Source organism: Treponema sp. JC4 (assembly GCF_000260795.1).
Lineage (GTDB): Bacteria > Spirochaetota > Spirochaetia > Treponematales > Treponemataceae > Treponema_D.
The window spans coordinates 1-20202 of the sequence record NZ_AJGU01000037.1 but is presented as its reverse complement, the minus strand read 5'-3'; the positions used below and the strand labels follow the sequence as shown (position 1 = coordinate 20202).

21 protein-coding genes are annotated in these 20202 nt (G+C 39.1%); 16 read left to right on the top strand and 5 right to left on the bottom strand.

Annotation, left to right across the window (positions count from 1 at the left end; genetic code table 11):
- On the top strand, nucleotides 1–1377 hold a 1377-nt coding region (locus MSI_RS11210), incomplete at its 5' end, for a P83/100 family protein (RefSeq protein WP_039924756.1).
- Between the two features lie 2 nt (nucleotides 1378–1379).
- Entirely contained in the window at nucleotides 1380–2504 is a 1125-nt protein-coding gene (locus MSI_RS11205; RefSeq protein ID WP_009107037.1) for a cation diffusion facilitator family transporter, read from the top strand.
- Nucleotides 2505–2621: 117 nt separating this feature from the next.
- Here MSI_RS11205 and dnaB read toward each other — a convergent pair whose 3' ends face one another.
- From dnaB to rpsF, 5 genes are all read right to left on the bottom strand, one after another.
- Nucleotides 2622–3947, bottom strand: coding sequence for a replicative DNA helicase (gene dnaB, locus MSI_RS11200; protein WP_009107035.1), 1326 nt, complete (start codon nucleotides 3945–3947; stop codon nucleotides 2622–2624).
- A 95-nt stretch (nucleotides 3948–4042) separates the two neighbouring features.
- Complete coding sequence (gene rplI, locus MSI_RS11195; RefSeq protein WP_009107033.1) at nucleotides 4043–4564, bottom strand: 50S ribosomal protein L9; 522 nt, start codon at nucleotides 4562–4564, stop codon at nucleotides 4043–4045.
- A gap of 135 nt (nucleotides 4565–4699) precedes the next feature.
- Nucleotides 4700–5011 (bottom strand): 30S ribosomal protein S18, encoded by a 312-nt coding sequence (gene rpsR / locus MSI_RS11190; RefSeq protein WP_009107031.1) that lies wholly within the window; start codon nucleotides 5009–5011, stop codon nucleotides 4700–4702.
- Between the two features lie 25 nt (nucleotides 5012–5036).
- Complete coding sequence (locus MSI_RS11185; protein ID WP_009107029.1) at nucleotides 5037–5522, bottom strand: single-stranded DNA-binding protein; 486 nt, start codon at nucleotides 5520–5522, stop codon at nucleotides 5037–5039.
- A 31-nt stretch (nucleotides 5523–5553) separates the two neighbouring features.
- A complete protein-coding gene (rpsF, locus tag MSI_RS11180) occupies nucleotides 5554–5841 on the bottom strand; it encodes a 30S ribosomal protein S6 (protein ID WP_009107028.1) in 288 nt (95 codons plus the stop codon).
- A 284-nt stretch (nucleotides 5842–6125) separates the two neighbouring features.
- On the opposite strand from rpsF, the gene MSI_RS14125 reads away from it, so the two are divergent.
- The 14 genes from MSI_RS14125 to MSI_RS11115 all read left to right on the top strand — a co-directional run bounded on the left by MSI_RS14125 (nucleotide 6126) and on the right by MSI_RS11115 (nucleotide 20061).
- Nucleotides 6126–7790 carry an ankyrin repeat domain-containing protein gene (locus MSI_RS14125; RefSeq protein WP_009107026.1) on the top strand — a complete coding sequence of 555 codons (1665 nt, stop codon included), beginning with the start codon at nucleotides 6126–6128 and terminating at the stop codon, nucleotides 7788–7790.
- A 146-nt stretch (nucleotides 7791–7936) separates the two neighbouring features.
- Nucleotides 7937–8485: a 16S rRNA (guanine(966)-N(2))-methyltransferase RsmD gene (gene rsmD, locus MSI_RS11170; protein ID WP_009107024.1), complete on the top strand. Its 549-nt coding sequence runs from the start codon at nucleotides 7937–7939 to the stop codon at nucleotides 8483–8485.
- Between the two features lie 82 nt (nucleotides 8486–8567).
- The gene (locus MSI_RS11165) at nucleotides 8568–8924 is read left to right on the top strand and encodes a hypothetical protein (RefSeq protein ID WP_009107021.1); all 357 of its coding nucleotides are present in this window, start codon (nucleotides 8568–8570) and stop codon (nucleotides 8922–8924) included.
- A gap of 51 nt (nucleotides 8925–8975) precedes the next feature.
- On the top strand, nucleotides 8976–10121 hold the full coding sequence (locus tag MSI_RS11160; protein WP_009107020.1) for a tetratricopeptide repeat protein: 1146 nt from the start codon (nucleotides 8976–8978) through the stop codon (nucleotides 10119–10121).
- Between the two features lie 14 nt (nucleotides 10122–10135).
- Nucleotides 10136–11164, top strand: coding sequence for a 23S rRNA (adenine(2503)-C(2))-methyltransferase RlmN (rlmN, locus tag MSI_RS11155; protein WP_009107018.1), 1029 nt, complete (start codon nucleotides 10136–10138; stop codon nucleotides 11162–11164).
- Between the two features lie 130 nt (nucleotides 11165–11294).
- Nucleotides 11295–12824 carry a glycoside hydrolase family 36 protein gene (locus MSI_RS11150; protein WP_009107016.1) on the top strand — a complete coding sequence of 510 codons (1530 nt, stop codon included), beginning with the start codon at nucleotides 11295–11297 and terminating at the stop codon, nucleotides 12822–12824.
- The gene (locus MSI_RS14120) at nucleotides 12814–13014 is read left to right on the top strand and encodes a hypothetical protein (RefSeq protein ID WP_009107014.1); all 201 of its coding nucleotides are present in this window, start codon (nucleotides 12814–12816) and stop codon (nucleotides 13012–13014) included. Before MSI_RS11150 ends, MSI_RS14120 begins: the two co-directional genes overlap by 11 nt.
- The gene (locus MSI_RS11145) at nucleotides 12998–14470 is read left to right on the top strand and encodes a hypothetical protein (protein ID WP_009107012.1); all 1473 of its coding nucleotides are present in this window, start codon (nucleotides 12998–13000) and stop codon (nucleotides 14468–14470) included. Before MSI_RS14120 ends, MSI_RS11145 begins: the two co-directional genes overlap by 17 nt.
- A gap of 76 nt (nucleotides 14471–14546) precedes the next feature.
- Nucleotides 14547–15173, top strand: coding sequence for a TetR/AcrR family transcriptional regulator (locus MSI_RS11140; protein ID WP_009107009.1), 627 nt, complete (start codon nucleotides 14547–14549; stop codon nucleotides 15171–15173).
- Nucleotides 15174–15214: 41 nt separating this feature from the next.
- Nucleotides 15215–16681, top strand: a complete 1467-nt coding sequence (locus MSI_RS11135) for a glycoside-pentoside-hexuronide (GPH):cation symporter (RefSeq protein ID WP_039924752.1) — start codon at nucleotides 15215–15217, stop codon at nucleotides 16679–16681.
- A 155-nt stretch (nucleotides 16682–16836) separates the two neighbouring features.
- A complete protein-coding gene (locus MSI_RS11130; protein ID WP_009107006.1) occupies nucleotides 16837–17040 on the top strand; it encodes a cation transporter in 204 nt (67 codons plus the stop codon).
- A 41-nt stretch (nucleotides 17041–17081) separates the two neighbouring features.
- Nucleotides 17082–18026, top strand: a complete 945-nt coding sequence (locus MSI_RS11125) for a D-2-hydroxyacid dehydrogenase (protein WP_009107004.1) — start codon at nucleotides 17082–17084, stop codon at nucleotides 18024–18026.
- Nucleotides 18027–18156: 130 nt separating this feature from the next.
- Complete coding sequence (locus MSI_RS11120) at nucleotides 18157–19440, top strand: 3-isopropylmalate dehydratase large subunit (RefSeq protein ID WP_009107003.1); 1284 nt, start codon at nucleotides 18157–18159, stop codon at nucleotides 19438–19440.
- Nucleotides 19441–19527: 87 nt separating this feature from the next.
- The gene (locus tag MSI_RS11115) at nucleotides 19528–20061 is read left to right on the top strand and encodes a 3-isopropylmalate dehydratase small subunit 2 (protein ID WP_009107002.1); all 534 of its coding nucleotides are present in this window, start codon (nucleotides 19528–19530) and stop codon (nucleotides 20059–20061) included.
- Nucleotides 20062–20202: the final 141 nt, after the last annotated feature.

Below are 20202 nucleotides of genomic sequence, written 5' to 3'. Positions count from 1 at the left end.
ATTGGTATTCAGGTTGCAAAGGAGCTTGAAAAAGCCGGACGGCTGGGAAATAATGCGCGTTACAGCGTAATTCATGCCGTAGATATTTCTGTAAAAGAAAAACTTGATGCCGATATCCTTTTTATTGGTTCTGAATCTCAGCTGGATCATATAAACAACCTGCGCCGTATTATCAGCGGATATTTATCTGCCGCTTATAATTATTCAGAAAGCGATGCCGATACCCTTGCAGTTTTTATTACCGTTTACAATGCCGTTTACCGTGCCAAGCTTGACGTATTCAAGGAAAAGTATAAAGAAGCTGTGGTAAATCATCTTGATTCCCAGAACTGCGGACTTTCAGTTGACTATCACGACTGGCCTGGAAAAACTCAGATTGTTATTCCTCTTTATGATGTAACAAACGGCGGTCTTTCAACTATCGATACCTCTGTAATCAGCGATAAAAACGTTGTTTCTTCAATGAAGGAAGATGATGATAAAAATATCGAAAGCCGCAAAAATCTTGTAGATATTAAAGAGCGCGAATCAGAAGCAGCAAGCCAGAATGCAAAAGATGCTTCAAAACAGGCTGCCGAAGATAATAAAAAGCTTGAAGAAGAAAAGGCCCGTACAGAAGCTGCCAAAAAAGAAGCTGAAGAAAAGCAGAAAATAGCAGATAAAAATCCTAGTGATGAAAATGCTCAGAAAGAAGCCGCTGAGGCTAAAAAAGAATATGAAAATCAGCAGAAAGCAGAAAAAGAACTTGAAGAAAAAATTGAAAGCGAACGGGAAGATGCTTCAAAACAGCAGCTTCTTGCAGATAAAAAAGATTCTGAAGCCCAAAGTGAGCGTAAAGACATTGCCTTTGATCAGATTTCAGTTCAGAAAGAAAAGGCAGAAAATGATGCTGCCGGTTCTGATTATGCCCTGCTTATAATTGATGAAAAAAAGCCTCTCTTAAAGATTGTGCGTTATAACAGAGCAAGCGGAAAGGCAATTAAAAATTCCCCTGTTAATGTAATCAGAAGTAAGCAGCTGATTTCTGTGGGAGATAATTTCCTTACAATTGCCGGCGAAAATAAAGGAAACGGCGCTGTAAAACTTGTTTTAATTGATAAGGAAAATATGGAAATTGTTTTGGAAAGCGAAGAAATAATTTCTGAAACTTCCCTGATTATTCAGGACGGCAGTGATTTTTACTGTGTAATCAATGAAAAAGGAACATACCATATAGGCTGCTTTGATTCAAACCTTAAACTTAAATCTAAATCGGTTGAAAAGGTAAAGGCTGGAACCCCTATTACAGTAACGGCAAATGCAATTGCAGTTACTGGTTCCGATGGAAAAATCAAAGTCTTAAACAAAACTAATATAGCTTCTTTGTTGGGAGATTAAGAATGACAATTTCTGCATATGAACGTGAAAAAATTATCGTACGCACCAGTGCAATCGGTATTACGGCAAATATTGCCCTGGCAGCATTTAAGGCTTTTGTCGGTTTTGTTTCAGGTTCCATTGCAATTATTCTTGATTCTGTAAATAATCTTAGCGATGCACTTTCTTCTGTAATTACTATTATTGGAACAAAGCTTGCCGGAAAGCCTGCCGACCGTGAGCATCCCTATGGTCACGGCCGCGCTGAATATCTTACAGCCCTTGTAATTGCGGTTATCATTTTATATGCAGGTCTTACATCCCTCATTGAATCTGTAAAAAAAATAATTAATCCTGTAACTCCCGAATACACTTCCCTTTCAATCATAATTATTTTTGTTGCAGTTTTTGTAAAAATCTTTCTGGGGCTTTTTGTAAAGCATACAGGAAAGCGCGTTAATTCTGATTCACTTGTTGCAAGCGGTCAGGATGCGCTTATGGATTCAATCATTTCGGCTTCGACAATTCTTGCAGCCTTCATTTTTATTTTCTTCCATCTTTCTCTTGAAGCCTGGCTTGGTGTGATAATTTCTTTTGCAATCCTTAAAGCCGGCTATGAAACCCTTCAGGAAACTCTGAGTAAGATTCTTGGAGAAAGAATCGATTCTGATATTTCTCATGATATAAAAAAGACTGTAGTTTCTGTAGATTCTGAAATTGCAGGAGCCTATGATCTTGTATTAAATAATTACGGGCCAGACAAGCATCTGGGCTCAGTTCATATTGAAGTTCCAGATACATGGACTGCAGATAAAATTGACACTGTTACCCGAAAAATTGCCGATGTAGTTTTACAGAAGCACAATGTTGTTATGACTGCAATCGGTGTTTACAGCATTAATACAAAAGAGGATTGCGCTTCAAAAATCCACCAGGATGTAATGCGCATTGTAATGGGACATCCGGAAATTATTCAGATGCACGGCTTTTTTATTGATGAAGTAGAAAAGCTTATGCGCTTTGATATTGTCGTTTCTTTTGATTCTCTTGATATGCGGGCTATTTATAACCACGTTGTAGACGACGTAAAAGAGTCTTACCCTGGCTATGATGTTCAGGTTCAGTTTGATTTTGACGTGTCAGATTAAAAAAAGGTAATATGTAAAGCTATTTAGTGGCTCGCATAGTCTCGCCACTTGAGGCATTTTCACGTTAATCCTAAATCGAAGCACTGTCGTACTTCGATTTTTAACGGATTTTCTATTTTAGCCTTCATCGTCCTGCTGGGCGTTTTCAAATTTAGAGTATGACGGAATGAACATGATTTTAATATCACCTGTTGCACCGTTACGCTGTTTTGCAAGAATAATCTTTGCGTCCTGAGCGGCTGTTTCTTCCTTAAGACGGTCACGGTGAAGGAACATAACAACGTCGGCATCCTGTTCAACGGCACCAGAACCACGAATCTGATTAAGTTTAGGCTCCTCACCTTCTGCATCGCGGGCAACCTGGCTTAAGGCAACAATTGGAATCTGAAGTTCGCGGGCAAGAGCTTTTAGCGATTTAGAAATTTCTGCAACCTGGTCGTAAGTAGCCTTAGAAGAATCTTCTGTTGTAATCAAACCAATATAGTCTATAAAGATGATTTTTACCTGATGCTTTGTTACCATTCGGCGGGCCATGGCTCTAAGGTCAATAAGGCGCATGTTTGGAGTATCAACAACGTAAAGAGGTGCTTCAAACCAGCGGCCTGCAGCGTTCTGAATCTTTGTAACGTCTTCTCGTTTGAGCATACCGGAACGGATTTTACTCATGTTTACGCGGGCTTCCTGGGCCAGAATACGCATACCAATGGCTTCGTAAGGCATTTCCAGAGAGAAGAAGCCGCAGGGAATATGCTTTTCTACAGAAATATACTGCATCATAGAAAGCGCAAGGGCTGTTTTACCAATAGAAGGTCTGGCACCAATAATAATAAGTTCGGAATTCTGAAAGCCCGAAGTATAGGTATCCAATTTTGCAAAGCCTGTTGGAATACCTGTAAACTGGTTCTTGCTGCGGTAACGGGCTTCAATAAGGCCGATTTCCTTAATCATGATGTCGTTTGCAGCGTGAATTACTGTATTTTCGTTCTTTTCTGCCAGGGCAAAAATCTTTTTTTCGGCATTTTCAATTAAGTTTTCGCTTGGTGTATTAAGTTCAAAAGAAGTTGAGCGCATTTCTGAAGAAATGCGGATAAGTTCGCGGCGTTCAAAACGGTCAATTACAATTTTTGCGTAAACTTCAATGTTAGAAGAAGACGGAACTTCATTTGTAAGGGAGGCAATGTAAGCAGGACCTCCAGCCTTTTCAAGGTTATCTTCTTTTGTAAGTTCGTTTATAAGGGAAAGAGAATCGCCTGTAATGTTCTGGGTAAAAAGCTTCTGTAAGGCTGCGTAAATCAGCTGGTTCTGTACTGAATAAAAACTTTCTGGTCTTAATTTTGAAATAACTTCGGAAAAGGATTCCCAATTTAAAAGAACTGAGCCTAAAACTGCCTGCTCTGCTTCAAGACTGTGCGGGGGAACTTTATCACTGAAATTTACGTCCATTTTTTTCCTCTGTTATTAATTATATCATATCAAAAAAAAACCGGCATTAAATGCCGGCTTTTTTAACTGAATATTTTCAGATTTTATTCTAAAAATTACTCAGCTTTTGCTTCTTCAGCAGTTTTTTCTGCTTTCTTTTCAGCTTTAGGAGCAGCAGCTTTTTCTTCTTCAATCTGTGATTTAACAGAAAGTTTTACTTCTGCAACCTGAGCTTCGTAAAGTTTTACATTTACATGATAGTTTCCAACCTGTTTGATTGAAGAACCAGCAATTTCAATGCGTTTGCGTTCAATTTCGAATCCCTGTTTTGCAAGAGCTTCCATAACAACGTTTGAAGTAACTGCACCAAAGAGTTTTCCGTTTGCTGCAGCTGGCATAACCAATTCAAGGTTAAGAGCTTCAAGCTTCTCTTTAAGGCTTGCAGAATCCTTGCGTTTCTGCTCTTTGCGAGCTTCGATTTCTGCTTTGCGTGCTTCAAAAATTGCTACTGTTGCTTCATTGTAAGGAACAGCGAGATTACGTGGAAGAAGATAGTTACGAGCGTAACCGTTAGCAACGTTTTTTACGTCTCCTTCTTCACCAAGTGATTTTACATCTACGTTAAGAATAACTTTCATGTGTCAAGCTCCTGTGTATTTATTGCCGCACCCGGAGTATGGGCACTGGCATAGTTTAAAAATTTAAGTAGGTAAAGCTAAAAAATGCAGTGCATTTTTTTTAACGCTTTGCTATTCATCAAGAATAAGCACAGCTTATTCTGTCACATATGGCAACAAGCAGATTGCACGTGCGCGTTTAATAGCACCTGCAAGTTCGCGCTGGTGTTTTGCACATGTACCAGTGATGCGGCGTGGAAGAATCTTACCGCGCTCTGTCATATAGCGGCGGAGAGCGTCAGCTTCTTTGTAGTCGATCTTAGTTTTGTTAGCGCAGAAACGGCAAACCTTCTTGCGGAAGTATGTCTTTCCCTTTGCACGGCCGTCACGGTCTTCGTCACGTCCCTCAACTTCTGGAGCAACCTGAGCTGCTGCCTGTTCTTCATATTCTTTGTTTTCTTCAGCCATAATTATTTCCTTAATAAATTAAGATTTAGAACGGAATATCTTCCGGGAAATCATTTCCAGAATCACCGAATGACTCATTTGGATAAGACTGATATCCGCCCTGAGGGGCATTGTTTACAGGCTGGAATCTTGGAGCACCCCCGCTCACAGGACTTCCATTTCCTTCCGATTTGCCACCTAAAAGCTGAACATTGTTTGCAACAATTGAAACTCTGCTCTGCTTCTGACCGTCTTTTTCCCAACGATCCTGTTTCAGATATCCTTCAACACAAATCTGTTTACCTTTCAAAAGGTAAGGCTTAAGATTTTCTGCTGTTTTTCCCCAAATTGTCACATCAAAATAATTTACTTCATCACCCCAGGATCCGTCTGCCTGTTTACGGCTGCGGTTTACTGCAATGCTGACATTAGCTCTAGCCTGTCCGCTCTGAACATAACCAAAACTTCGTTCATCAGAACCAAGATCTCTGGTCAGGCGGCCGATAAGTACAACGTGATTCAAGTCAGTCATCATAAACTCCTAAAAGTGATTTTGTAAACTCTTAGTTTGCGTCGTCAAGGCGAACAAACTGGTATTTGAGCAAGTTCTGGTTGATTTTGAATGTTTTTTCAATTTCAGCAACTTTGCTTGGGTTGAGAGACATTGTGTAAAGGTAGAAACGACCTTTTCTCTGTTTGTTGATTGTGTAAGCGAGATCACGCTCACCAAAGAGTTTTTCTTCTGTGATTTCTGCACCGAAGTTAGAAAGAGCGCTTTTTACATCTTCTGCGCCTTTTTTTGACTTTTCATCATCCATTGGATAAATAGTCATAAGCTCGTACTTTTTCATAAAGTAGCTCCTAAGAATTGTTCAGGAGGACTTATTCGTATAATCTGAAAAACCAACGGTATCTGATTATAAATGATAAACCTGTAAGAAAGTTTATCATTCCTCCTTGTGGACATAAGGGAAATCCTTCTGCATAATGCTTTGGACTTCCAAGGGGTGTTAAATGCTTTTCAGCAAGTTCTAGTAATATAGCTGATTTAAGAAAAACTTACAAGTGGATTGAAAAATTTGATATAGTATAGAAAAACTTGTGAGTTTTTTCTGAATAAGGTATAATTTTTTCTATGTTAAAAAGGATTTTAAAAACTGTATCATATCTTGCATTTTTTATCTTGTTCATGAATTGCCTGCCCCAGACCTATGCCCAGGAAGATAAGATTGTTCACGCAGAGCCTTATGTTGTATCAGCACCTGTAAAAAACAGCATGTGGTATATCTGTAAGAAAAGTGGAAAAAAAACAGGCTCAATTCAAAAAGGTCCTTTTGAAAGCAGAATAAACGCAATAGCAAACTGGTATTATTATAATATAAATTCCAAAAAATCATGTCTTGCAGAAAATATGACCTTTGTTACTTCTGAGCCTGAAAACGATTTTCTTGAAGACTATGAAACTGTAAAAAAAGACCTTGAAGAAAATCATTCAGAAGCCTTGAAAAAATATTCAATTAAGCCTCTTGCAAAGCTTGAACAAAAATATATTAAAAAGACACCTGCCCTTACAAACGATTTAAAAACTTACGAAATTGATTTTTATTCAATTCAGAAAAAATGTCTTTTTGAAAATAAAACCACCAGTGATTATACAGTTTCTTTTGAACTGATAATGCCTAAGAAAATCACTTTCCATACAGGAGACAAAATAATTCTGAAATGGATGGCAAAATCAAGCATAGACCTTCCTTCCCTTTCAATAAATTTTCTTGATGTAACCGAAGTCATGCAGGAAAACGTTTCTGAAGGAAGCTTTTTTGAAGGTTATAAGATATTTGAAGTTCCAGAAATTCTTCCTGAAAAATATATTGTAACACTTTTCTATGACGGAGAAGTTGGCGAAGGAGCTAAACTTGTTTTTGCAAAGCGTTCAGACAGAATAGACCTTTATTCTGATAAAACTGAAGAAGCTCTTGAAGAAGATCCTGTAGAAGAGGTAAACGAAGAAATTCCTTCCGAAGAGGCAGAAGAGGAAGAAGCAGAATTTAATTTTGTTCCCAATGCAGCAGCTTATGATTCTTCAATTCAGCGCTATAAAAAAGAATATCTTCAGGATTATGCTATTGTGGATGAGTTTGTAATTCCTCCGGTAGAGCCTGTAGAAAAAAAACTGATTGCTAATCCAAATCTTATAGATAATAAAGGCCGCACTGATTTAATGAAGGCCGCAGCCAGCGGAAACGAATGGCAGGTAAAGAATTTACTGGAAAGCGGTGCCAAAGTTGACCTGCAGGATAATGACGGCTGGACAGCTTTAATGTATGCAGCCCGCTATTCAGACAGCCTTGCAACAATGACCCTTCTTCTTGAGGCTGGTGCTGACGTAAAAATTACTAATAAATATGATTCTACGGCAATCCTTCTTGCAGTCTGCTATGGAAATAATCCGCAGATTGTTTCAAAGCTGATGGAATACTATTCAAATTCTGATAAGGAACTTCTAAAGGCCTTTGTATTCCTTCTTTCTTCAAATTATACTTATGATTATGTAATGAAGGCAAAAATCAATCTTTTTTTGGAAAAGGAAATTCCTTTGAATACCTTCTATAACGGAAAAACTCCTTTGATGTATGCAGCTCAATATGCATCATCAACAGAAATTATAGGAATCCTTCTTGAGCATGATGCCTTAAAAACCCTTCGTTCTGTAGAAGGAAAAACGGTTTTTGATTATGCAAAAGAAAATTCAAAACTGGCCCGCGATGATATTTACTGGTCTTTAAATTCGCAGCGCTAATATTAAGCAGGTAAAGCTAAAAAATTGCTGCATCGCAATTTTTTTAACGTACGTTCCCTCTGGGAACTACTACTCAAAACTTTGTTTTGAGTACTTTGCTATAAAACACAGCCCGCTCTGACCGGCGGGCTTACACAGGAATAAAAATGAGAATTACTGGTGGAAAATTAAAAGGAAGAATTATAAAGTGCCCTGACGGCGTTATCCGTCCTGCTATGGACAGAATGCGTGAATCTGTTTTTTCAATTCTTGGTGATTTAAGCGGAAAATCCTGGCTTGATTTGTTTTCAGGTTCCGGAACAATTGCAATTGAAGCTGTTTCGCGGGGAGCAAGTCACGTAGAGCTTTGCGAAAAAGATAAAATTAAGGTAAATACAGTTTTAGAAAACGTAGAAGTTACAGAAAAAGAATGTGGTGTAAAAATTAAATGTCATTTTATGCCGGTTGAATATTTTATCAAGCGCTGTAAATCTAAGTTTGACTACATATTTTTTGATCCACCCTTCCCCTATAAATTCCATGAAGATTTAATAAAAAAAGCTGACGAAGCCGGGATGTTAAATCCGACGGGAATGATTATGGTTCACCGGCCGGAAGAGCATTTTATGCCGGATGCAATCGGTAATCTTACCCGTGTAGATCAGCGGGTATACGGTCGTTCAATAGTAGACTTTTATGCTTATAAAAGTCGATAAAAATTTATTATAATTATTTGGCATTTTTGAAAGTTATGCCTTATAATTATTTTATAAGTGTGTTAAGGTTATTTAATACAAAATGGCAAAAAGAAAAGAAATAGAAAAGAATTTCGTAGAAAGTCTTCAGCAGAAAAAGATGCCTGATGGATTTATCAGATTAACAGATAATCCGGTTGAAGGTCTGTCTTCTGAACAGAAGGTTATTCTTAATCGTAAAGCCAACACAATGTTTAATAACGGAAACATAGAAGATGCCAGACGCATATTTATCACTACTGGTTATTCCGACGGCCTGACTAGAGTCGGAAATCACTATATGGATAAAAATCAAAGCCTGAAGGCGCTGAAGGCATATTATCTTGCTCATAATAACCGGGAGACCGAACCTATTTATGAGCAGATAGCTAAGGTTATCTCTAAGCTGATAACCGATTGATAAAGTAAATATTTTATTAAATAAAAATTAAAAAATGTGGAGATAAGAAAAGTGGAAAAAGATTTATTCAGTCAGGAAAATGATATTATTGTTCCTGAAAATTTTAACGAGGCCGATGAACAGCTTGCGAAAATTGCCGAAATGTCAAAAAGGCCCTATCTCCTTCTAAAAGAAAACAACTTTTTTGAAGCTAAAATTGCCTTTGAAGAAATCTTAAAAATTCAGGATAACAACTCTTATGCCCTTGTAGGTCTTGGTGATACAGAGCGCAAGCAGGGACATTTCCACGAGGCTATGGTTTACTATAACCGCTGTCTTGAAAGCTACCCTGCAAACTCTTATGCCCTTTTTGGACTTGCAGACTGCTATAAGGCAATGAACCAGTATTCTCGCGCCATTGAAATCTGGCAGCAGTATCTTGTTCAGGATGATAAAAACATCACTGTAATTACCCGTGTTGCTGATGCTTACCGCAAAATCCACGATTTCAGAAAGTCTAAGGAACTTTACCTTAAAGTTCTTGATATGGAAACAGATAACGCCTATGCCCTTATTGGTCTTGGTCACTTGAACTACGACTTTAAGGAATATAAGGATGCTCTTTACTACTGGACCCGCGTTTACGAAATCAATAAAGAACATTCAGATATCCGTGTTTTGACTGCAATTGGTAACTGCCACAGAAAGCTTAAGACTTTTGATGAAGGCGTAAGATTTTTTGAAATGACTCTTGATCGTGAGCCAAATAACTTCTATGCCCTCTTCGGTCTTGCAGACTGCTACCGCGGTATGAACCAGCAGTTCAAATCAATTGAATACTGGAAAAAGATTCTTGAAATTGACCCTAAAAACAAGGTTATTCTTACCCGTACCGGAGATGCTTACCGCACAACCGGAAATTACGAAGAAGCAAAGAACTTCTATAATAAAGCTCTTGAAATTGACTTTGATATTTATGCTGCAATTGGTCTTGCCCTTATCTGCAAAGGTGAAGGAAAAATTGATGAGGCCATTACCCGCTTCTCTAACCTTATCAAAAATGACCAGAGAAACTCACGTCTTTACATTGATCTTGCAGAATGCTATCTTGCTGTTGGCAGAAGAGAAGATGCTGTCAGAACTCTTGAAAATTACATGAGAATTGACGGACGCAATTATGCGGTAAAAAATCTCTATGCTAAATTAACAAGAATTTAGTATTCAGAGCAAAAATGGAAAAAATTATATTATCAGGTCTTTTGCCCCAGGAAATTGGTGAAAAACTGGGGCTTTCTAAAAAATTCCGTGCAAATCAGATTTTTAAATGGATTGGCACGGGAGTTTCAGATTTTGATAAAATGACAAACCTGAGCCTGGATTTGAGAAACGAACTCAAGGAAAAGGCTGAGCTCAGATCATCAAAAATTGAAAATGTACTTAAGGATCCTGACGGCACAATAAAGCTTCAGATAAAACTTAACGACGGAAATATTGTTGAAACCGTTCTTCTTACAGATAAGGAAGGCCGTAAAACTGCCTGTGTAAGCTGTCAGGCCGGCTGTGCCATGAAGTGTGCCTTTTGTATGACAGGAACCCTTGGTCTTTCCCGCAATCTTGAAGCCTACGAAATTGTAGAACAGTTTTTATATCTGGAAGAAACAAGCGGAAAACTTGATAACATTGTCTTTATGGGAATGGGAGAGCCTATGCAGAATCTGTCTGCTATCCGTAAGGCAATTGAAGTTTTGTGCCATAAAGATGGACGAGCCCTTTCTTCTAAACGCATTACCCTTTCAACCTGCGGAATTATCAAGGGAATTTATGACCTTGCAGATAACGGCCCTCATATCAGGCTTGCAGTCTCCCTTACAACCGCCAACGAAGACCTGCGCCGGGAAATTATGCCGGTTACAGCTGGCAACCCACTTGCTGAGCTTAAAAAGGCAATCGCCTATTATGCAGAAAAATCCGGTAAGCGGGTAACCCTGGAAGCAGCCCTTCTTGGAGGCAAAAATACTGACGATATCAGTGCAAAGAACATGATTGACTTTGCCCGCGGGGCTGACGTTAACATAAACCTTATTCCCTGGAACCCGGTAAAAAGCCTTCCTTTTACAGAACCGACTTCTACAGAGGTTAAAACTTTTGTAAGTAAGCTTGAGCGTGCAGGTCTTAATGTAACGCTCAGAACCCGGCGTGGAAGAAAAATCGGCGGGGCCTGCGGTCAGCTGGGTAAAACTGTAAAAGATTTACAAAACTAAATATTCTTTAGTAAAAATAAATATTCTGTAAGAATTCTATTTGACATAATCCTTCTTTCAAGTTATAGTAATATTAAGGTGATAGTAACACTATCAGTGTAAAACTAAAACTATCGACTTGGGATTGACTATGACAGAATTTTTTACAGGTAAAGCTTATAAGGCTAAAGAAAACACAGTTTTGGATCCTATCCGGATTTCTACCCTGCTTAAAGAACTCAACGTCAGTAATGCCGGAAAGTATAATTTGAAATATGCCTGGATAAACTTAGGCGGCTGGCAGTCATGGAATCCCTGCGAAGAACTTGAGCCTAATAAAACTCAGCCTTCATTAAAATGTCACCTTCTTAAACAGTGGAATCACTATATTTTATTCCCTGAATCTCACTTTGAAACTTCAAAAAACATTGTACTTGGTCAGTTTGTTTCCTATATCAGATGGGAAAACTTCTATCTCTGCTTTGTTTCCTGCGGAAATATTAATGACGTACTTCCTCCTGTTCAGTTTGTTTTCAACCGCCATAATAACACAGTAACTTACGAACTTGCCGATAAAGGAAAAGAATGGCAGACTGGCGAGCTTCAGGCAAAAATCCAGGTTTTCACCGCAAGCTCTTATTTTGAATGCCGCGAAAAGCTTGAAAAACTTTTTGGTTCCTGTGATAAAGAAAATCCAAACTACACTTCCCGCTTTGATTCTATTCAGTTTTTGGGAAAACAGCCTGCAGGCTGGGAAAGCTGGTACAATCACTATTTCAACATTAATCATAACCTTATTGTTGATGATCTTAAGGCTCTTAAGGAAACTCAGAACCTAATTAATCTCGGCGGTTTTGAAGGAAAGAATGTTGTTTTCCAGATTGATGACGGCTGGGAAGTTGCCCTTGGAGATTGGGATGTTCGTTCAGACCGTTTCCCTCAGGGCTTAGATACTCTTGCAGATTTAATAGAAAAAAACTCCTATGTTCCAGGACTCTGGCTTGCACCTTTTATCATCGATTACCGTTCAAAAACTGCAGTTGAACATCCGGACTGGATTTTGCGCAACAAGCACGGAAAGCCTGTAATGGCAGGTTATAATCCTCTCTGGGGAGCAAATTTCGGAAAAATGCAGCCTAGCCTTCCTGGAACCTTCTTCTGTCTTGATCTTAGTAATGATGAAGTTATTGCTCATCTTGATTCAATCCTTGATAAGGTAATTAACAAATGGGGCTTCCGCTACATCAAGCTGGACTTCCTGTATGCCGGAATGTTATGGGGAAATTATAAAAATGGAGGAGCTGCTTACCAGTGGTTTAACCGCGCTGTAAAAACTCTTACAAGCCGAACTCAAAATAAAGACGGAAAACCTGTCTGCTATCTTGGCTGCGGTGTTCCTTTTGAACCGGCTTTCAATTACTTCCCTCTTTCAAGAACTGGCTGCGACACCTTCGAACACTGGGAAAACAAGCTTCTTAAAAGGCTTAACTGGAACGGACGCAATTCAGCTTACCTTAATGTAAAGGATTCTATCGGTCGTGCAATGTGGAACAAAATCATCTTCAATAACGACCCTGATGTAATCTTTATCAGAAAAGAAAACTGTTCCCTTACAACAAAAGAAAAGGAACTTATAGCCACAGTTGCAGTTCTTTTTTGGAAATCAGATTATGTATTCTGATGATCCTGCAAAATCAACAAGCAAAGAAGAAATTGAAATTGCAAATACTATCGTTGGAATAAACGAAAAATATAAAAACGAAGAATTCAGCGTAAAAGCCTTGCGAGACAATGTTTATACGGTGGAATCAAAAAATGGAAAATACCAGGGCACTATCGATTTGGAGGAAAGATATGCAGATATTCGGTAATGAAATCAGCAAGAAGGATTACAAGAAAGCTTGTAAGGGACAGAAAAAATTCATCAAAAGATTTGGTGATGACCGCAATGTTGATTATAAACTCAACCTTGTAAATAACGAGGTACTTACAAAGCCTTTTGGACTTAAGACTATTGTAATCGACCAGAATGCCACAAGTGATTTTACTTCTGTAGTTCCAGAAAAGCCGATTATCATTGGTAATATCCGCATGGGATTTGGTCACTACCGTATTTCAATGGCTATGGCAAGTGCAGCTCACGCTATGGGCTATACTCCACTCTGGCTTGACTTGAACTCTTTCCCGGAAACAACCTGTACAAAAATCATTTCTGCTCAGAATGATTTGTATTCTATGGGTTCCCGCCTTTCTCAGAAATCAAAACTTTTCAATAAGTTCGTATGGGAACCTTTGAACTACGAAGGATTTAAAAAGCTTTCATACAATGCAGGCGATCAGAAAAACGCAGAACTGATGACTTCGGTTTTCAAAAATATTCCAAAGGATATCCCACTTATTGGAACTCACGTATGGCCTGCTCAGGCTGCAATTCATGCAGGAATGACTAAGGTTGTAAATGCAATTCCTGACAACTGGCCTATGGCCCTTCACCTTGCAGAAGGTTCCCTTCATACAATTCAGACTCAGAACTCTTACTGGGGCTACCGCACTTTGAACGGTTTTGACGGTGATAAGGTTTTGAATCCAATGCCTATGAAAGACATTGTTTATACCGGCCATTACATTGACGACGAAATTGTAAAAAATATAGAAGAAGACTGTAAAAAACGCTGCGACCGTGCTTCTAACGGAAAGCCAATCCGCTTCCTTTTGACAATTGGTGGTGCTGGAGCTCAGGGAGAATTCTTTGCAGAAATCATCAAGACTTTGATGCCTTACGTAAATCAGAAAAAAGCCTGCATTTACGTAAACTGCGGAGACTACGCAAACGTTTGGGAAACTCTTAAAAATCTTATTTCTGAACTTAAAAATGAAGGTCTTTGCCATACACACTTTGATAACTGGAATGATGAATGTGATTTTGCTGAAAAAGCAATTTCAGGCACAGATGATTATTCTTCTAACGGAATACACGTTTTCTGCAACAAAGATATTTTTAGTGCAGTTTACATAACAAATCTTTTAATGCGCGCCTGCGATTTCCTTGTTACTAAACCAAGTGAGCTTGCTTTCTACCCTGTTCCAAAGCTTTTCATCCGTCGTATTGGCGGACACGAAATGTGGGGTGCAATTCATTCTGCAGATTTGGGTGACGGAACTCAGGAATGTCAGACACCTGAAATCGCAAGTGCAGCAGTTAAACAGATTATGGAAAATCCACAGCTTGAGCTTGATTTCTGTAAGAACATTCTTAATGCTCACAAAAATCATGTTTACGACGGTGCCTATAATGCAGTAAAACTTGCTCTTGGAATGCAGATTTAGGCAATATTAAAAATAAAACTTAAAAGTAGGAAAGAGATATGACACCAAAGGAAAACATCAGGAAGAACAGAATGAGTTGAAAACTTCAAGAATAAACAGAATTCTTGAAAGTGCCTTCAATCTTTTTTCTGAAAAAGGCATCGATACAATTACGATGAATGACATTGCTGCAACAGCAGAAATCGGAGTTGCATCCTTGTACCGCTACTTTGAAACAAAAGATGAAATTGCAATCCGTACTGCAATCTGGGCCTGGAACAAGCAGAAGGAAAACATTCTGCCAAGCCTGGAGGGAAAGGAATATGAAGAATTAACAGGTTACGGACAGATTGAAAAGATTTTTGAAATGTTCGTTGACCTTTATGATACACAGGCAACCTTCCTGCGCTTTGTATACTTTTTTGACTCTTACATCAACCGTCAGAAAATCAGCTACGAGCGCCTTTTTGACTATGAAGGCATGATCGCTACAGTTCAGGATGTTGTTGCCAATGCCATTTCAAAAGGTATTGCTGACGGTTCAATCAAAAAGCGTTATGAAAACTGTCAGAAAGATGTGTACTTTACAACAATGCACTCTCTTTTCAGTATGGCACAAAAACTTTCCCTTGCAGCAAATATGCTTGCAATGGATTCAGCCGTTGACGGAACTGCACAGATGAAGCTTCTGGCAGAAATGCTGCTTGAAGTTTTGAAGAATTAGCATTTAAAAAAGATTTACCACAAATGGAGGATGGTGAAACTATGGAAAATAAACGCAAATTAGGCCTTGCAGAGAAAATCTCTTATGGTCTTGGCGCTGTCGGAAAGGATATGGTTTATATGCTTTCTGCAAGTTATATCCTGTACTACTACCAGGATATTATGGGTGTAAGTGCAATTGCAATGGGAATTATTCTTCTTGCTGCACGTGTTTTTGATGCTTTCAATGACCCTATTATGGGTATTGTTGTTTCTAAAACAAAGACAAAATGGGGAAAATTCCGTCCATGGCTTTTAATCGGTACAATTACTAATGCGGTTATTTTGTATCTTATGTTTGCCTGCCCTCCTGTATTAAACGGAAGAGGTCTTGTTGCTTATGCTGCCGTAACCTATATCCTTTGGGGTGTAACCTACACAATGATGGATATTCCTTACTGGTCAATGATTCCAGCCTTTACAGAAGGTGGAAAAGAACGTGAAGGTCTTTCTGCCCTTGCCCGTTCCTGCGCCGGTGTTGGTTCTGCAATTGTTTCTATTCTTGCAGTTCCTTTTGTTGCAATGCTGGGAAGCAAATTCGGTGGAAATATTTCAGCTCAGTATGAACAGGCTGTAGCAGATTTTGGAAATACTTCTGCTCAGGCAGTTCAGCTTAAAGGTCAGCTTGATGCAGTCGGCTTTAAGATGGTTGCCCTTGTAATTGCAGCTTTGTTTGTTGTTTTCACAGTTATCTGCTGTATCAATATTAAGGAAAAATCTACTGTAGACGTAAAAACTTCAAGCGTTGGTGATATGTTCAAGGCTCTTTTCCGTAACGACCAGGCCGTTACTATGGTAATTGCAATCGTTATGATTAATACAGCTCTTTATATTACATCAAACCTTGTAATTTACTTCTTTAAATATGATTTCAGCCCTGCTCAGTGGGAAACAAACTATACTTTGTTCAACACCTTCGGCGGCGGCTTCCAGATTCTTGCAATGATGATTTTGTTCCCTATTTTCCGTGCCTTTATCAACACTGTGAAGATTTTCTATACCTGTTTCTTTATGGCATTTGTAGGTTACATCATCCTCTTGTTCATCGCCTTCTCAGGAACTTCAAACTTCTGGGTACTTGTTCCGTCTGCCTTCCTCATCATGAGTGCTATCGGTATGCTCAACGTTGTCGTTACAGTATTCCTTGCAAACACTGTTGATTACGGTGAACTTAAAAACGGTCACCGCGAAGAAGCTGTAATTTTCAGTATGCAGACTTTCGTCGTAAAGCTTTCTTCAGGTCTTTCTGCCCTGATTGCTTCTATTATTCTTGCTGTATTCCACATCAGTAAGGATTCCTTCAGCGGAACAATTCTTTCTCAGTCTTCTCGCATGGGACTCAGAATGTGTATGACTTTGATTCCAATGGCAGTTTTGATTATTGGTCTTATCGTTTTCAAACGTCACTACATTTTAACAGATGAAAAAGTAAGTGAAATCAGCGAACAGTTGAAATCAAAAGCCGATTAAAAAACTAAAAAACTACTGATTTAATAAAAACACCATTCGGTTTTTGTCCTGAAAAAAAAGTACAAAAGTACCGGTTGGTGTTTTTTTTATAAATTTTCTTGAAAGAGTACTAGAGATAGTGTATATTTAAAAGACATCAATAAAGAGGAATTGCAATGCAGAAGAAGATTTATGTAGTAGGTATGTTTGATGAAGGTACTGCTGGAAAAGTTCAGGCTGCTGTAGCTGCAGTTGCCGGAGTTACAAATGCTGTCGCTAATTGCGAAAAATCACAGGTACTTGTTGATTATGATGACGCAGGAGCAGAAGCAGCAATCAATGCAGCCATTTCTGGTTGCGGAGTAGATGTAATCGGCTAAGTTCAACTTACCTGCATTCAAAACAAAATTAAAAAAAGACTATGAAAATAACAATTTTAGACGGACATGCAGTCAATCCCGGAGATTTAAGTTGGGGGCGATTTTCGGAACTAGCAGAAGTTACTGTTTATGAACGCACTCCGTCGGAACTTGTGATAAATCGCATCGGAGATTCCGATGCGATTTTTTTAAACAAAATAAATATTACAGAAGATATTCTTTCTGCCTGCCCTAACCTTAAATATATTGGTGTTCTTGCAACCGGTTATAATGTAGTAGATCTTGATGCCTGCCGTAAACGTGGAATTACCGTAACAAATATTCCTGCCTACTCTACAGATTCAGTTGCTCAGCACGTATTTGCTTTTATTCTGCATTTTACAAATCACGTTGCCCTTCATAATGCTTCCGTTCAAAATGGTGACTGGAAAGCCTGCCCGGACTTCTGCTACTGGAATGCTCCTCTGGCTGAACTTGCAGGAAAAACTCTGGGAATATTCGGTTATGGAAACATTGGTAAAAAAGTAAGCCAGATTGCAAAAGCCTTTGGAATGAAGGTAATCTGCTGCACAAGAACACCAAAAGCTGATATGCCTGAAAGTGTGACATTCGAAGAGCTGCTGCGCTCAAGTGATTTTGTCAGCCTGCATGCACCCCTTACTCCACAGACTACTCACATAATAAATAAAGAAAGTCTTTCTCTGATGAAAAAATCCGCTTACCTTATAAACACAGCCCGCGGTGGATTTATTGTAGAAAAAGATCTGGCAGAAGCATTAGAAAATGGCAAAATCGCAGGATACGCTGCTGACGTTCTTGAATCTGAACCTATGGCGGCTGACTGCCCCCTCTTTCACGCTAAAAACTGCATAATCACTCCTCACATAGCCTGGGCACCGATAGAAACCCGCGCCCGCCTGCAGCAGATAGCATTTAATAATCTTAAATCCTGGCTGGATGGTAAAGCAATTAATGTAGTTTCTTAAAAATTGTAAGGCTAGAAAATGCGCAGAGCAAAGTGCGGTTCTCTGCGAAAGCATTTTCGAATATTAATATTGAAATATTTCTTTAATTATATTAAACTTACTTTAATATAATTAAATATCGAGGCATATTATGGGTAAGACAATCGCACAGAAAATCTTTGACGAACATCTTGTAGATACTCCGTTTCCTAACACTTATGTATTGAAACTTGACCGCGTGTTCTGTCATGAAATCACAACTCCAATCGCAATTAATGACCTTGTAGAACGCAATAAGGACCGCGTTTTTGACTGCACAAAAATTAAGGCTGTAATCGACCACGTAACTCCGGCAAAGGATTCTAAAACTGCAACACAGGGTAAAATCCTCCGTGACTGGGCCCGCCGCCAGAACATCAAGGACTTCTTTGATATCGGCGCTAACGGTGTCTGCCACGCAATTTTCCCTGAAAAAGGTTTTGTACGCCCTGGCTACACAGTAATCATGGGAGACAGCCACACTTGTACTCACGGTGCATTCGGTGCATTTGCAGCAGGTGTCGGAACAACTGACCTTGAAGTTGGTATTCTTAAGGGAGTTTGTTCTTTCCGAGAACCTAAATCTATTAAATTCGTATTGAACGGAAAGCTTAAAGAGGGCGTTTTTGCAAAGGACGTAATCCTTAAGCTTATAAATACAATCGGTGTAAACGGCGCTACTAACTGCGTTGTTGAATTCACAGGTCCTATCGTTGACAATTTTGACATGGAAGAGCGTATGACTATCTGTAACATGGCTGTAGAAGCCGGTGCTACAAGCGGTATCTGCTATCCTGATGAAAAAACTGTTGATTATCTCTGGGACTTCATTAAAGAAGAATTCGGCTCAAAAGAAGAAGCTCTCAAGGCTTATTCAAAATGGCGTTCTGATGACGATGCTGAATACGAAAAAGTTTACACTCTTGATTTGTCTGACCTTGAACCAGTTTGTACTTTCGGTTACAAGCCGGATCAGGTAAAAACAATTAAAGAGATGGAAGGAACTCCTGTAAATCAGATTTACATCGGTTCTTGTACAAACGGCCGTATTTCTGACCTCCGCATTGCCGCAAAAGTTCTTAAAGGACATCACCTTGCAGACGGAGTTCGCGGAATCGTTTCCCCTGCTACTCCAAAAATCTACAAAATGGCTTTGGAAGAAGGCATTATCGATATCTTTATGGATGCAGGCTTCTGTGTAACAAACCCAACCTGCGGTGCCTGCCTTGGTATGTCTAACGGTGTTATGGCAGAAGGTGAAGTTTGTGCATCAACAACAAACCGCAACTTCAATGGCCGTATGGGAAAAGGCGGAATGGTTCACCTTATGAGCCCTGCCTCAGCAGCTGCAACTGCAATAAAAGGTACAATCTGCAATTCGGAACTTTATAAATAATTTGAGGTACACTTTTTTTTCAAATAGTGTTATCATTATATAATAAGGTAAAGATTTTTATCTTTATAAAATAACGAAGAGGTTAATATGAAACAGTTCGGAGGACCAGTACTCTTTTTGGACAGGTCAGATATCAATACTGACGAAATCATTCCAGCAAAATATCTTACAGAAATTTCAAAGCAGGCATTGCAGCCTTACCTTTTGGAAGATTTGAAACTTGAAGGTTTCAACCCAAAAACTGATGTTGCAGGAAAGAAAGTAATCATCACACGCGAAAACTTTGGATGCGGTTCTTCACGCGAGCATGCTCCATGGGCACTTGAAGTAAATGGAATCTACGTTGTTGTAGCTCCAAACTTTGCCCGCATTTTCCGCCAGAACATGTTCAACTGCGGTATGATGGCAATCGAAATCGATAGAAAATCAATTGCAGATATGTTCAAGACTTTCGCAGACAAAGAAACTGAATGTAAAATCGTTATCAATGATGACGGAACTGCAAAAGTAAAACTTATTGCAGGAAGCCTTTCTAAGAGCTACCAGTTCACTCTTGATGACTTTGAAAAAGCCCTTGTAGAAAAAGAAGGCTGGATCGGATACGCAGACAGCAAGTATTAGCGTAAAATCGAAAATCCGTTAAAAAACGAGCTGCGGCAGCGGGTCGTAAGTCCAAAGGACTTATTAAGTTGCTTGCAACGACTTTTAGGATTATCGAGAAAAATCGCTCAGAGCAAGCTATGCTTGCGACTCTAAAAAAAA